This window comes from Polynucleobacter arcticus, from assembly GCF_013307205.1.
Classification (GTDB): domain Bacteria; phylum Pseudomonadota; class Gammaproteobacteria; order Burkholderiales; family Burkholderiaceae; genus Polynucleobacter; species Polynucleobacter arcticus.
In genome coordinates, this window is the sequence record NZ_CP028940.1 from 531340 (window position 1) to 545682 (window position 14343).

The 14343-nt window shown below is 43.7% G+C and carries 15 protein-coding genes and 1 tRNA gene; 8 read left to right on the top strand and 8 right to left on the bottom strand.

The features are described from left to right. Positions 1–13: 13 nt before the first annotated feature. The 3 genes from DN92_RS02795 to queG are packed head-to-tail and all read right to left on the bottom strand — an operon-like array spanning position 14 to position 2293. Positions 14–373 (bottom strand): AzlD domain-containing protein, encoded by a 360-nt coding sequence (locus DN92_RS02795; protein WP_173959821.1) that lies wholly within the window; start codon positions 371–373, stop codon positions 14–16. Continuing rightward, the gene (locus tag DN92_RS02800) at positions 373–1167 is read right to left on the bottom strand and encodes an AzlC family ABC transporter permease (protein WP_173959822.1); all 795 of its coding nucleotides are present in this window, start codon (positions 1165–1167) and stop codon (positions 373–375) included. Before DN92_RS02800 ends, DN92_RS02795 begins: the two co-directional genes overlap by 1 nt. A 22-nt stretch (positions 1168–1189) precedes the next feature. Further along, positions 1190–2293 carry a tRNA epoxyqueuosine(34) reductase QueG gene (queG, locus tag DN92_RS02805; protein WP_173959823.1) on the bottom strand — a complete coding sequence of 368 codons (1104 nt, stop codon included), beginning with the start codon at positions 2291–2293 and terminating at the stop codon, positions 1190–1192. A 51-nt stretch (positions 2294–2344) separates the two neighbouring features. Here queG and tsaE point away from each other — a divergent pair, with 51 nt between their 5' ends. From tsaE to DN92_RS02820, 3 genes are all read left to right on the top strand, one after another. Beyond that, positions 2345–2875 (top strand): tRNA (adenosine(37)-N6)-threonylcarbamoyltransferase complex ATPase subunit type 1 TsaE, encoded by a 531-nt coding sequence (tsaE, locus tag DN92_RS02810; RefSeq protein ID WP_173959824.1) that lies wholly within the window; start codon positions 2345–2347, stop codon positions 2873–2875. A 2-nt stretch (positions 2876–2877) separates the two neighbouring features. After that, positions 2878–4215 carry an N-acetylmuramoyl-L-alanine amidase gene (locus tag DN92_RS02815; RefSeq protein ID WP_173959825.1) on the top strand — a complete coding sequence of 446 codons (1338 nt, stop codon included), beginning with the start codon at positions 2878–2880 and terminating at the stop codon, positions 4213–4215. A gap of 86 nt (positions 4216–4301) precedes the next feature. Continuing rightward, positions 4302–4377: transfer RNA gene (locus DN92_RS02820), tRNA-Lys, on the top strand. Positions 4378–4975: 598 nt separating this feature from the next. Here the strand turns inward: DN92_RS02820 and DN92_RS02825 are convergent. Next, positions 4976–5254, bottom strand: a complete 279-nt coding sequence (locus DN92_RS02825) for a hypothetical protein (RefSeq protein WP_173959826.1) — start codon at positions 5252–5254, stop codon at positions 4976–4978. Between the two features lie 82 nt (positions 5255–5336). Here DN92_RS02825 and DN92_RS02830 point away from each other — a divergent pair, with 82 nt between their 5' ends. Next, a complete protein-coding gene (locus DN92_RS02830; RefSeq protein WP_173959827.1) occupies positions 5337–5567 on the top strand; it encodes a helix-turn-helix domain-containing protein in 231 nt (76 codons plus the stop codon). 31 nt (positions 5568–5598) lie between these two features. Here DN92_RS02830 and DN92_RS02835 read toward each other — a convergent pair whose 3' ends face one another. From DN92_RS02835 to DN92_RS02845, 3 genes are all read right to left on the bottom strand, one after another. Further along, the gene (locus tag DN92_RS02835; protein ID WP_173959828.1) at positions 5599–6270 is read right to left on the bottom strand and encodes a plasmid recombination protein; all 672 of its coding nucleotides are present in this window, start codon (positions 6268–6270) and stop codon (positions 5599–5601) included. A gap of 88 nt (positions 6271–6358) precedes the next feature. Further along, the gene (locus tag DN92_RS02840) at positions 6359–6565 is read right to left on the bottom strand and encodes a helix-turn-helix domain-containing protein (protein ID WP_254598324.1); all 207 of its coding nucleotides are present in this window, start codon (positions 6563–6565) and stop codon (positions 6359–6361) included. 246 nt (positions 6566–6811) lie between these two features. Beyond that, positions 6812–8110 (bottom strand): tyrosine-type recombinase/integrase, encoded by a 1299-nt coding sequence (locus DN92_RS02845; protein ID WP_173959829.1) that lies wholly within the window; start codon positions 8108–8110, stop codon positions 6812–6814. A gap of 496 nt (positions 8111–8606) precedes the next feature. Here DN92_RS02845 and DN92_RS02850 point away from each other — a divergent pair, with 496 nt between their 5' ends. Further along, a complete protein-coding gene (locus DN92_RS02850; RefSeq protein ID WP_173959830.1) occupies positions 8607–8951 on the top strand; it encodes a DUF4236 domain-containing protein in 345 nt (114 codons plus the stop codon). A gap of 110 nt (positions 8952–9061) precedes the next feature. On the opposite strand, the gene DN92_RS02855 is transcribed toward DN92_RS02850, so the two are convergent. Then, complete coding sequence (locus tag DN92_RS02855) at positions 9062–9493, bottom strand: hypothetical protein (protein WP_173959831.1); 432 nt, start codon at positions 9491–9493, stop codon at positions 9062–9064. Positions 9494–9982: 489 nt separating this feature from the next. Between DN92_RS02855 and cas9 the strand changes: the two genes are divergently transcribed. The 3 genes from cas9 to cas2 all read left to right on the top strand — a co-directional run bounded on the left by cas9 (position 9983) and on the right by cas2 (position 14310). After that, positions 9983–13042, top strand: a complete 3060-nt coding sequence (gene cas9, locus DN92_RS02860) for a type II CRISPR RNA-guided endonuclease Cas9 (protein ID WP_173959832.1) — start codon at positions 9983–9985, stop codon at positions 13040–13042. Positions 13043–13114: 72 nt separating this feature from the next. Further along, entirely contained in the window at positions 13115–13981 is an 867-nt protein-coding gene (gene cas1, locus DN92_RS02865) for a type II CRISPR-associated endonuclease Cas1 (protein WP_254598325.1), read from the top strand. Between the two features lie 38 nt (positions 13982–14019). After that, the gene (gene cas2, locus DN92_RS02870; protein ID WP_254598326.1) at positions 14020–14310 is read left to right on the top strand and encodes a CRISPR-associated endonuclease Cas2; all 291 of its coding nucleotides are present in this window, start codon (positions 14020–14022) and stop codon (positions 14308–14310) included. Positions 14311–14343 lie beyond the last annotated feature (33 nt).

Sequence of the window (14343 nt, forward strand, 5' to 3'; positions counted from 1 at the left end):
GCATCAATACTGATTAACGAATAACGCCGTAACCTACCATAAGTAAGGTCCCAGTCAGCAAGGCTGGGACCAATCTTTTAGCGGGATTAGATACCATCACGCCAATCGCTAAAGCACAAATTAGAATACGTACCCATAGAGGTACGGTTGCCATTAAACCCAGTGGCATGACGATCAAGCGTGTTGTGAGTGCAGCTACCATCGCGTAAGTTACAGCAGCTAGCCAGCGAAAGATCTCGCTCTCTTGATTAATACTCTGCGAGAGAAATACCCCGATCGCACGGCAGAAATAAGTACCTAAACAAGCCCCAACCAAAGCGATCCAAAGACCCCAACCGGAAAAAGAATTGCTCATCTGATTTAAGGCATCCATTAGCCAAGCACTCCTGCTTTTTTACGCAAGAAATTTCGATCAATCAAGTAGGCAATGGTTCCAGCTACTAAACCTGAGGTTAACAAGCTCGTGTCGCGATCAATGATGAAAAAGATCGGGCCAAAGATACAACCCAGCAATAGGGCAGTTCGATTAATCCAAGGCTTCACCTCTGTAAAGGTCAACAAGAAGAACAGTGGATTAATAAAAACCAGCCCCAAAGTCACTGCGGCCGGCACCATCCCTGCCAAGTAAAAACCCAAGATCGTTGCTGGAACGGAAATCAACCAGCAGAGCAAACCTAGACCTACAAAATAACTTAAGCGATGTCTAGCTTCAATCGCATGAAACTCTCGCATCGAAATCGCCCATGCAGTCATGGCCAGCAAATGCACCGAAGCATAGAGACTGCGATTGCGATTACTTTGATGCAGCTGCGGAAAGAGTGTCACCGTCATGGTGATAAAGCGTGTAGAGGTTAAGGTCACTGCTAAGGCGATTGCTAGCGCTGATGAGCCGGTAATCGCCATCTCGAGGAGAACGACCTGTCCTGGTAAAGCGAACATGAAAAATGAAGTAGAGGTGGTAAACCACACATCAAAGCCATTGGTTTTACCCATCGCTCCAAAACCCACCATGCCGGCAAAGAGTACCGCTGCAGGTGCACCAGCTGCATCTCGAATCCCGGACCAAAACGCATCACGCGGGTTTTTAAAGCGCTGTACAACAGCCTCTTCTAGCGGGGTTTCGCTAGGATCGCTAGGATCTATGCGAGGCTGGTTGGAAGATGACATAGTTTGATTGTAAAGCTTGTGACTATGTTGACTGACCCAAAGCCCATTGAATATGCTCAGTCACTAAGGGGTCTGTACTCTCCAGCGCTGCGCTGAGGGCATGACGGATAGCGTCCTGCTCTTCTCCGCTAGCCAAGGCGTTACCCAGAGCGACAGCGAGATTGCGACGCCAGCGACTATAGCCAATCCGACGAATGGCGCTACCCTCATGACGCTGATTAAATTGTTCTTCCGTCCAAGACCAGAGTTGCAAGAGACTCGCCTTTCCGAGACCATGACGTTCAGCAAAGTCTGGCAACGCTGTACGTTGCGCAAACTTATTCCAAGGGCAAATGAGTTGGCAGTCATCACATCCATACACACGATTACCCATTGCTCTACGAAACTCCACTGGAATAGCATCGGGATTCTCAATCGTCAGATAGGAGATGCAGCGACGGGCGTCTAATTGGTACGGTGCAGTAATTGCTTGCGTAGGACAAACCTCAATACAAGCTTGGCAAGTGCCGCAATGCGACTCCTGTTCTTGATCAACTGGCAATGGAACATCTACTAAGATCTCGCCCAAAAAGAAGGTGGATCCAGATTCTCGATTGAGCAACAAAGTATGTTTGCCGCGCCAACCCAATCCGGCCTTTCGCGCCAACTCCACCTCCATCAGGGGCGCAGAATCCGTAAACACGCGGTTGCCAAATGCGCCGATCTGCTTTTCGATCATTTGGGCAAACTCTTGCAAACGGTTGCGCATGACTTTGTGATAGTCACGACCACGGGCATATACCGACACTACAGCCTGAGTTGGATCAGCTAAACGTTGCCATTCATCATCAAAATCAATTTTCGGGGAGAGGTAATTCATGGTGACGCAAATGACCCTGACAGTACCTGGTACTAGCAAGCTTGGATCCGAGCGTAATTGAGCATGCCGTGCCATGTATTCCATTTGGCCATGCCGCCCCTCTGCCAGCCACTCATTCAGACGCTCAGTTGCAACGCCAAGATGCGTGTCGGTAATGCGCAAGCCGTCAAAACCTAATTTTTGAGACTGCTCATCCAGCCATTCACGGAGATTGGCATAGTCAACGGGGGCGCAGTCAACGGAGCTGGGTATTTGGGAAGAAGTCATCAGGAAATCAAGAATACAGAATGTAGCTTAATAATTGAATAAACTAGGCAAATGGCTCAGAATTCATTTACTCAACATTGTAGGCAGGAAGCAGACACCACTGCTTTGGCGCAACAGCTTGCCATGACCATGAGCCATTTTTTTCAAGCAAACCCAGGTGCCCATCTTAATATCTCCCTAGAAGGTGATCTTGGTGCCGGCAAGACTACCTTTGCACGTTACCTCATTCAGGGCTTGGGATATGACGGCAGGGTCAAGAGTCCGACCTACAGCTTATGTGAGCTTTACCCAATACAAATAAAGACTGACCATCCAGATAGCGCAGTCAGCATCACAGCACATCACTTTGACCTCTACCGCATGAGGGATCCGCTGGAGTGGCAAGAAGCAGGATTTGTGGAGCATTTTGATGAGCCTGGCTTCTGTTTAGTGGAGTGGCCAGAAAAAGCAGAAGGTACCCTCCCCGCTTTTGATATTGAAATTCATTTAATCGCTGGTGAAGCGGAGTGCGATAGGCAGATCGAGCTTAAAGCGATCTCTGATCATGGGGTAGCAGTCTTAGAGAGTCTTCGGCCCCAATAGCGATGAGTAAAACCGCCATCAATTCCTCCAGAAGAAAACATCTCCAGACTTCGGCAAAGATGCTGGGTTTCATCCTCTTCTTTTCTGAAATGGATATTGCTTGGGGAGCAAAGATTCTCGGTGTACGTATTTGGCCGGCCGAGGACTACACACGCATTACCCTCGAATCCGATAAAGCACTCCCGATTACCCAGCAACTCCTCACTAATCCTGATCGTTTGGTTGTCGATGTTCAGGGCATGGAACTCAATGCCACATTAAAAGACTTAGTCGCTAAAGTGAAGTCGAATGACCCCTATGTGTCACAGATTCGAGTGGGGCAGTTTCAACCTGGCACGGTGCGCCTAGTATTTGATCTCAAGGAACCCGTAAAGCCGCAGCTTTTCACACTCGATCCCGTTGCAGAGTATCAATATCGGATGGTGCTCGATCTCTACCCCGCTACGCCACCAGATCCTTTGATGGAGTTGGTCAAGAGTAGTGCCCGCAAAGAAAGCGCCTTAGATAAAGCCAATGAAGAAATCGATCTAATTGCACAGTTCGCGACAAAAAAAGAAAAGGATGCCCCCAGGGCACCAGTAGCGCAAGCCATCCCAGATGTAAAAGAAGCTTCAACAAAAGCGAAGCAGAGGCGCCTCATCACCATTGCCATCGATGCAGGCCATGGTGGAGAAGATCCCGGCGCTATAGGAGCGATGGGGTCTAAAGAAAAGCATATCGTGCTTTCTATTGCCAAGCGTTTACACGACAAGATTGAGAACGATCCATTTATGCGACCATTTCTGACAAGAGATGGTGACTATTTTGTTCCTCTTCACACCAGAGTACAAAAAGCACGTCGAGTTCAAGCAGATTTGTTTGTGTCGATTCATGCAGATGCTTTTATCGAACCCAGAGCCAAGGGTGCCTCGGTCTTTGCTTTATCTCAGATGGGTGCCAGTAGTACGACAGCACGCTGGATGGCCAATAAAGAAAATTCTTCGGATTTGATTGGCGGAATCAATATCAAGACTCAAGACAAGCAAGTAGCCAATCTATTACTAGACATGTCGACTACTGCCCAAATCAAAGACTCACTTCAAGTGGGCACTTCCATCCTCAAACAAATCAGTGGATTTGCACCCTTACACAAAGCAAAAGTCGAGCAAGCCAGCTTTGCCGTTCTCAGGGCTCCAGATATTCCATCCATCTTGGTGGAGACTGCCTTTATTAGCAACCCTCAGGAAGAGGCACGCCTCAATGACGATGCTTACCAAGACCGCATTGCTGAAGCAATCATGAGGGGAATTAAGGACTATTTCTCTAAAAACCCACCCGTTGCTAGACGCGCAAACGCGTAGCGCTCTTGTAAGTACAAGGGCTTGAAGGCAGACACCTACAGACCCGGGAGTGCCCATAAACTTCTTGCTATAATCTTCTTTTTACTGGGTCGGTAGCTCAGTCGGTAGAGCAGCGGACTTTTAATCCGTTGGTCGCGAGTTCGAATCTCGCCCGACCCACCAAGCATTACAAGGGCTTAGATTAATTTCTAGGCCTTTTTTGTTTGTAGGTTTTACTCTGGGTAACATTGGGGTAACTTCTGCATGAGATATTTCTTATTGTTTCCTACAATAGAACACAAGCCACTCGGGATCTATTTTCTGGGGCGGGTTATTAGTTTTTGGCTTTACCCCATAAAAAGTTGGTAGCGAGAGCTTATCTACTGCTAATCCTACTACACCACCTAGTGTAGATTTAACCTGTATGTAGCATACAGCCTCTTGCGTCTTCGGATAATATTTATACTCAGTCACATCCTTATACGATGTTGGCAAATCCCATCGCTCTCCCTTTGAATTTTGTACCCATTTAATTTCGAACCTTGTCCTAGAGAGCATGCCCTCCTCTACACCATAGATTTTGTCGACCGCAACATAATCAGCCATAGCCTGAGAGCAAACCATGAACGATAAGCACGCAAGGTAAATAGATGTAATTAGTCTAATCATTTCTTTAAACCATCTCTATCCTGTAAAAAGCTAGCTAAATGCTTAATTAAACAAGGTAAAACATCGCTAACTCATCGCACAATAACAATATAGATTCATTCAAACAACGCACTTATTGCTGGGGTTTATTGACTGCAAAAATTGCTATACCAAAAGAAAACAACAAGGGGAGAACTATTGCATTAATGGCTGCCTCCTGATTGGATCCAGAACCTAAGCCAAATAAAAGCCTAGTGATGGCGGACAAAAATGCAATGAGAATTACATACAGAATAATTTGCAGCAAATTTAACTGAGCTTTCCCACGAAATTTAAGAGCCAAATAAACGCACACCCAAACTAATAAGGAAGGAAATAATTGCTCAAGAAAAAGATGAATTAAAGGAGTCATAGGTAACCAAGTCTTCTAAGTTTTATATGTTTGTAGACTATATTCCGTGGACTGTCAATCCACATAACGCCATATTCGAGGGGTGAGAAACTCCTACTCCCAGTCAAAGAAGCTTATAGCTATTGTTGCCAAGGCTGAGAGAACGCGACTTGGACTTTCTCAGGAAGCATTTGCTGATGCCTGTGGAATTGATAGGACGTATGCCAGTCAGATTGAGAGGGGGATCGCCAACCCCTCCCTAGAGGTACTTTGCAGGATTGCTGATGCACTTGAAATCTCTGTGACAGATTTACTCGGCAAGCACCCCAGCTAAGCAACTAACAAAAGTAAAAAGAACATGAAACCTACAGAGCATAGGTTTTGTAATCCTTAATGACTGGCCTTGGGGTTACGATACCAATGATTTCAGCTAGATCCATAGGGTCCCTTGATACCAGCTGGACAAGTTCATTTTGAACTGCACTATCTCGCATACTTTCCTCATTGACAGAGAGTAGGCCAACAATTTCGGTGGCTATCTTCATGCGATATTCCGAGGGATAACGCACTGTAGGACGTGGCTTAGTAAGTCCAAAAAAGACCCCAACATTCTCATAGAAATGTTCATGCATAGCCCTCATTTTTGTGCGGTTCCCATAAAGTTTCGATCCTTGAAGGCTGGAATTGACCAGTGGAATAAGAATAATGTGGCAATGGGGACAAGCTTCATCTCTATGAACAATTGCGCTTAACACGTAAATTCCGAAATACTTCCTGCACCACTCAATACAACTATTAAAAAACTCTTCTTCATTGAGTTTATGACCATTAGGTAAGCTAAAGACGGCTTCGATTCCCAGAACTGCATCTCTTCGAATCTTTCTGAGTAGATTAGCTGACTTGATGACTGCATCATACTCAAGCTTAACTTCAGAAGAGGTGTCATGGCCTACAAGAATTTGATTCTCTCGCGTTCTCATGGGGTCAATCTTGCCAATCTTAGTTCTTTCTGCAGGAATTTCCCTAAGGTTATGCATGGAAGCCATCTTAATTTTTGTTGGACCCTTTAGCCTTGCAAGACACAGTACAGGGGCTATGCTTTTATGAGGATGGTTAATGATTGATTCAACCATTTAAACCCCCAGCATTGCAAACATTGCGATCAATAAATTCACATAGATCGCTCATGCGGTATCTAATCTTACGACCGATTCTGATGAAGGGTAATGGATATCTATTGGTTGCCCTCCATACATCAAGGGTATGAGGAGATACATCCAATATCTTTGCTGCTTGCTTTGTGTCTATGAGTACAACGTTGTTATCAATCAATTAAATCTCCTTTGAACAACTGAGTAATTGGCTCTCGAAGAAATTTCGTGAATCTCAGTTATGAAAAGGAATTTAGTCCATCAATAAAATACTTTCAACTTAGCATTTAGATATAACTTATGAAGCACTAAGATGCTTTGTAGTGCTTTAAATTAATCTAAGAAGTTTTAAGCTGCACTGTGAACGAAAAATATTTTTAACTTCATGCCTCCCCGTGTTGTTTATTAGCACTGGTTCCTAATACCCCTAGTGATACATCCGATTGGTCCCTATGGGGGGTGTCTGCATTGTCATTGCTTTGGTTGCATCTGATGTAGATACCCTGACAGGATCCATATCCATGCGTGCATAAATCTGTGTTGAAGCAGGGCTTTGGTGATTTAAGCTTTTCCCGATAATCAAAGGTGAGACTCCGTTGATGGCCTGCCAACTTCCATAAGTTCTCCTTAGATCATGCATCCACAGATCTTCCATTTTCCAAATGTTGATATCAATTTTTAGCCTTTCACTAACATCACATAGCTTTGTATAGGCCGCACTAGGACTGTCCTTTAGCATGCTATTCAAAACCGCCTCCTCCTGAAGGCTAAGATGGTTCCGAGACTTTAAGTAGCTCATACCATTAAGGCAATTTGCTCTCATTTTTATTCTTACCCACCCCTTCTTTGGCTCCATTAGGTGACCATACTTACCAGCACTAGGAAATACATAGTTTGATGATTGATTCGTAGATCGAGGAGAGAGAATGCCGATAGCCTCTGGAGTAAGCGGGATGGTTTGAGACATGCCATTCTTTGTTCGTTTGATATTCCATAACCGATTCGAAAAGTCTATGTCTGACCAGCGCATCGATAAAACATTCGAACGCCTTGCTCCAGTAAACAGTGATACGAGGACATAGTCCCTGATGATTACGTTTTCCTCCAACTGTGTAGCACTTAAAAAGGCTGCCATTTCATTGGGAAGAATGTACCTCTCTCTTGACTTCTCTTTATTTTTTCTAATGCCAGAGGCAGGATTCAGGGTGTAATAACCCCGATCGATTGCCCAGCTAAATACTGCTGAGATTAAGGCAATGGTTCTATTGGCCGTAACCCCATGACCACTTGCCGTTATAGAGGAGTGAATAGATCCAATGTCACCCCTGTCTATTTCTGCAAGCTTCTTGTTACCAAGGGGGGCTTTCAAATACTTGATGTATTTCTGCCGATCTGAACTATGCGTGATCTTATTGGGAATGGAGTGTTCCTTATAAAAAAGCTCAAATAGATCGGCAAATGTCATCTGCGATCGCTTAATTTTTAAGCCTTCAGCCACACTCACCCCATTAGAAAGCATTGAAACGATTTCTAAGGCCTTATTACGGGCCTGTTCAACTGTGGTGCTTGGGTATTCCCCGATAGTAATTCGTTGCGTCCTACCGTTTTTAACGCGTTTGTGTACAGAAAATACTATCCGACCCTTTTGGTTTATTCGCAAACACAGTCCCCTCACACCCGTATCTCTGTATTCAATCCGACCACCCAATGCGGCAGGCTCTAGCATGTCAATAGTATTTTTAGTGAATCTAAACTCTCTACTTTTCATTATGTATCTCTCCTGTGGGTAACGTGTGGGTAACAAAGTACATGCAATTGCGTGATTGCGTATGCATCTGGGTGAATACTTGATTTGCTTTGAAGCCTTTTTGATAAAGGCTGAGATGACTTGATGCATCATCATGAACAATGCTGAATAGATTGAACACGTGACTTTTAATCCGTTGGTCGCGAGTTCGAATCTCGCCCGACCCACCAGTATCTATAAGCCCCACAGGTTAACGCCTGCGGGGCTTTCTCTTTATATTCACCTTTATATTCACCAAATGGTGAATATATTAGAAAACATACCTGATTTTCTCAAGTGCAATAAGCTCATAGAATTGATCATCGAGTGGTTAGACTGAAATAGCGTAACTCAGATAGTCAAAATAAAAAGGTGGGTAAATAAACTTTCTACACTCAAATAGCCAACCGTCCCAAATCAAATAAAGGCTCAAGCAATGGGATTACGCTTTCAAAAACGGATTACCTTATTTAAGGGACTCACGATCAATCTGAGTAAGACTGGTGCGAGCGTTAGCGTTGGACCACGTGGCGCCAAACTGAATATCCGCGGTGACAAAGTTACCGGGAATATCGGAATACCAGGAACAGGCATCAGTTATCGACAGCGCTTAGATAGCCAACAAAGCTCTGAGCAATCTGCTCATGTAGAGCCTCTTCAAGAACATCATCAATTACCATCTGAGGATAAGACATACCGCAGAGAATTAAGCTGGAGGGTGTTTGGGTTGATTAGCTTCGCGGGATTTGCTTATGTCACCTACCTACTGATAACAAGGTAATGACATTTTGGCGATGGAAACTAAAGACCCCGCAGGGCAATCTGAAAAGCACCCACTTAAGTGAGACTCGCTCCAGCCGTTTACGGGGTATTAGCAATGGAGTTGTATCACTAATTCCCCATGCCCATTGCTGGACTGTTCCCTCTTATTCCGATGTGATAGGCGGGTTTAGTTTTGCGCCCGACGGAGACAATTTCATAATAAAAGGGGCGATTCATTGCGAGAGAGCAAAGCCCTTTTCCCTCTTGGTCGTAATTCACGCCTGCGGTTTGAACGAAGGGCTCTACATAGAAGGTGGCAGTTTCGCCCGTGTCGAATTGGGCAACCTTGATGCTCTCTATCCAAAGTTCCAAGTAACAACCGCCCCCCAAAAATCCCTCATCCCTAGTTACGCTAAGTGGATAGGTTCGTTTTTCGTCAGGGATTTGGTATGCCAATAAGCGATCTTTGGGTACCGGCTTAGCATCCTTAGATGAAATATTCGTAGCGCAGCCTGTCGCCATTAACACTAATAAAAAAGTTGGAATAAGTGATCTTTTCAAAATAAGGTCCTTTGCATGCGTAGGTGGCATCCTATTTTTTTAGACAATGTTGTTAATACTATGCCTTATTAACCCGATAAAACGATGATGCCTATGTTTGCCGTTAGTAAAAGTTCAAACTGACATAAGATTATCTGACACCCCCTTATTCAAGGGGTGTCATACATAAAGATCTTAGTTAAGAATGATTTGAAAATATGGATAACTAATAAATCCTTTTGCTTTTCCTGCTCAAGTATTTGTAAGCAAATCTTCTCTTTACTACGAAGCCTTTGTTTGCTCCGCCCGCTGAGTGTAAGCAAGGGGTTGGGTGGATAGAAAGGCGATAGGGGAAAGAAAAGAGCCGCACATGGCGGCTCTGCATTTGGTGCATTTTTCGGCTTGTTAGCGTTCAAAGCACATATCCCAATCTACTAGCTTCTTAGTGTAGTCTATCTTTATATATATTCTGTAAATTTTATAAATTATTTAAATATTTTGGAGATCTAAATGCTACCTAAATTAAGATATAGACTGGCATTAGATCTCGGCACCAGCTCGATTGGCTGGTGCCTACTAAAAATTAATCCAGATTACCAACCCCAAGCCATTATCAAAATGGGTGTTCGGATATTCTCTGATGGCAGAAACCCTAAAGACGGGTCTTCCTTGGCAGTTACTAGACGTGAAGCAAGGCAAATGCGTAGAAGACGAGATCGACTTCTAAAGCGTAAAGCCCGCTTAATTGATTCACTTATTAAACATGGGTTCTTTCCAAAATCTCCTGAAGAACGTCATGCTAGTGTGACCTTAGACCCCTATTTGTTACGTAGAAAAGGGTTGTATGAGACTCTTTCTGCCAGTGAATTTGCCAGAGCCCTCTTCCATCTTAATCAGCGCCGTGGCTTTTTAAGTAATCGCAAGACCGACAAAAAAGATAATGATAGCGGCGCTCTTAAACAGGCCATCATCAAATTACGTAAAAAATTAGAGGAAGAGCAATGCCAGACTTTGGGTGAATGGCTGGCTAAACGTCATGAACAAGGGCTAAGTGTCAGAGCTAGATTGCGCGGTAAAACCCAAAAAGATAAGGCATACGACTTTTATGCTGACCGCGCCATGATTGAGCATGAGTTCGATACCCTTTGGGAAAAACAAAGAGTATTCAATGCCATGTTATTTAATGAAGCTGCAAGATTAGAACTAAAGGATGTACTACTATTCCAACGCAATCTAAAGCCTGTGAGACCTGGCCGCTGCACATTAATACCTGAAGAAGAGCGTGCTCCCCTCGCCTTACCAAGCACGCAGTTATTTAGAATTTATCAAGAGGTAAACAACCTCCGGATTCTGTCTGAACAGTTGGCGGAGGCTGAGTTAAGTAAGGGACAAAGAGATCAGATTGTTTCATTACTCAATCTAAAGAGCCGGGTTACCTTCAAAGGAATATCTAAGGCGCTTAAACTTTCGTCTGGATCTTCATTTAACCTTGAAGATGTCAAGCGGGAATTCCTAAAAGGTAATAGCACCACGGCAATTTTGTCAAAAGATGATCTTTTTGGTGATTCTTGGCATGAATTGAATCTTTTAGAGCAGGATACAATAGTTAGCCGACTTTTAAACGACCCTAGCGAACAGAAAGTTATCGCTTGGTTAATGAATAAATTTACTTTAGACGAATCCACAGCAGAAAGAATTGCTAATGCCTCTTTACCCGAGGGCTACGGAAGCCTTAGTAAGGCTGCACTAGACAAAATCCTTCCTCAATTAATGGGCGAAGTTGTTACTTATGACAAGGCAGTGGTAGCAGCTGGCTTTGACTCTCATAGCGCCCTTTCACATTCCCAGTCAACCGGTGAAATTATGGAGTCTTTGCCATATTACGGCGATCCATTGCGTCGGCATGTCGCTTTTGCCAAAGATAACCCTCGCAATAATGAGGAGCGCTTTGGAAAAATTGCCAATCCAACTGTACATATTGGGTTAAATGAACTTCGTAAAGTTGTTAATGCCTTAATTAAGCGATATGGACATCCGAGCGAAGTAATCGTTGAGGTCACCAGAGATTTAAAGCTCAGCCGAGAAAAGAAGAAAGAGATTGAGCGCGATCAAAAAGACAGGCAAGACTTTAATGAAAAATTAGTTATCGAAGCGTGTGGCGTTTTAAATCTAAACCCCGATAATTTGGATCGCTCGAAGCGAAGAGAGTTATCGCAAAAAATGCAACTCTGGTATGAGCTGAACCCTCATGATGTTACTAATCGGTGCTGTCCATACACGGGCGAGCAATTAAACATCTCAAAACTACTGTCTAGCGAAGTGGAGATTGAGCATATTCTGCCGTACTCGAGAACATTGGATGATTCGCTAAATAATAAAACAGTCTGTATCAGTCGCGCCAACCGAATTAAGGGTAACGATACGCCCTATGAGGCTTTTGGTGCTAAGACAGAGCCAGGTTATGACTATGAGTCAATAGTGCATCGAGCTTCACTCATGTCTAAAAATAAGGGGAAGCGCTTTACTGAAGATGGGTACCAGCGCTGGCTAAAAGAAGATAAGGATTTTCTAGCTAGAGCATTAAACGATACAGCTTACTTATCCAAAATAGCTAAGGAGTACTTATCGCTTATTTGCCCACCAAACCGGGTCAGAGCCATTCCAGGGAGAATGACTGCCCTGCTTAGAGGAACATTCGGCTTGAACCAATTACTCTCTAGCGATAGCTCTAAAAACCGTGACGACCACCGTCACCATGCGTTAGATGCCGCAGTGATAGGTGTTACTGACCAAGGTCTATTACAACGGTTTTCGCAAGCCAGTGCCAATGCAAGAAGTATGCAGTTGGATAGACTTGTCGAAAATATGCCTCTACCTTGGGATACCTATAGAGAGCATGTTGAAAGAGGACTCTCGAACATTGTTGTTAGCCATAAACCCGATCACGGTTACCGGGGGGCTATGCATGAAGAGACTGCTTGGGGTCTTCGGAGCGATGGCGTGGCCACCAGAAGAATTCATGAAGAAGGTAGCGATCATCGAATTCGTGAATTTGCTAATAAAAAATTAGTAGAAATTAGCAGTACTAAAAATCCAGATAGGCATGGCCTTGATAGTAATGGAGAACCTGCCCCATATAAAGGCTATGTAGGTGGTAGCAATTATTGTTTAGAAATATGCCGAGATGAGACAGGCAAATGGCATGGAGACGTTATTAGTACTTATGAAGCCTACCAAGTGATTCGCAAACTAGGCGAAGCGGAAGGTGCAAAAAAATTAAGCCACTCAACCTTAAGTCAAACAGATAAGCCACTGGTAATGCGCTTGATGATGAATGACTATTTAAGGATAAAAATCGATGGCATCAGTAAGATAATGCGTGTAGTAAAGATCGCGGGAAATGGACAGATTTCCTTGGCGCTACATCGAGAGGCTAATGTTGACGCCAGAAACAGGGATAAATTAAATACTTTTAGCTATATCTCTAAAATGGCTGGCTCATTGAAGACTGCGGAAGGTTATAAGATTACCGTTTCTCCGATTGGTGAAGTAAGTAGCCAATTCCGTTAGAGCCAGATTGTGCTTAATCGAATCGTTGAAATCGCCGAAGACCAGCGATACCTTTCGGTGTTACGAGGATTCATGGTTATTGAAAGTACAGGTGTCGAGCGAAGGGAATTAGGCCGGATCCCTTTAGATGATATTGGGGCAGTAATTGCAAATGCACACGGCTTAAGTTACACAAATAATTTGCTAGTTGCTTTGGCTGAGCGTGGAGCACCATTTGTTTTATGCGGGTCAAACCATAATGTTGTTGGGATGCTATTTTCTGTGGACGGAAATCATCACCAAGCCAAACGCTTTGACGCGCAAATTAGAATTAGTAAGCCGATTAGAGATAGGCTATGGGCTGATGTTATTAAGTCAAAATTAGCCTGGCAAGCCGCCGTTTTAGAACGGGTCGGCTCACCTTCTGCACCCCTAAAATCCTTAGTCGGAAAAGTAAAATCTGGAGATTTTGAAAATATCGAGGCTCAGGGTGCAAGGCGCTACTGGACTCTTTTATTTGGCCCTTCTTTTAGGCGAAATCAGGAGGCTCAAGGCGCTAATGCGATGTTGAATTATGGATATACAGTATTAAGAGCTATGACCGCGCGTGCTGTGGTCGCTGCCGGCTTGCATCCTACACTTGGCCTTCACCATAGCAATGAAAGCAATCCAATGAGGCTGGTAGATGATTTAATGGAGCCCTTTAGGCCAGTCATTGATTTTAAAGTTTGGCAATTATGTCAAAAAGGCAAGATGGAGATTAATGCTATCGTCAAAAGAGAAATTGTGTTGACAATGTTTGTAGATATTGAAACGAAAGATGGTATTTCTCCATTATCGGTTTGTATTCAAAAAGCCGCGACATCACTTGCGCAAATATATTTAGGCGAAGAAAAAAAGCTTTACTTACCCACTATATTTCCTTCTATAGAGGAATTTATGGGCGACGATGAACCCTAACCATGTTATCAAGCTATCGAATCATGTGGATATTTGTGATGTTTGATTTACCAGTAGTTGAAAAGAGTGAGCGTAAAGCTGCATCTGATTTTAGAAATGGGCTGCTGGATATTGGTTTTGAAATGGCTCAGTTTTCTGTATACATGCGATTTTGTTCCAGCACTGGACAAGTAGAGACTCTCGCCAATAGGGTTGAGGCATCTCTACCAGAGGGTGGCAAAGTAAGTGTTTTACAATTTACCGACAAACAATATGAAAGGATTATCTCTTTCAATGGTAAGTCTAAATTATCTAAAAATAAGTCCCCAGATCAGTATGATTTGTTCTAAAAAAACTGTAATTTTAGTTGCTAAAAAAGCGAT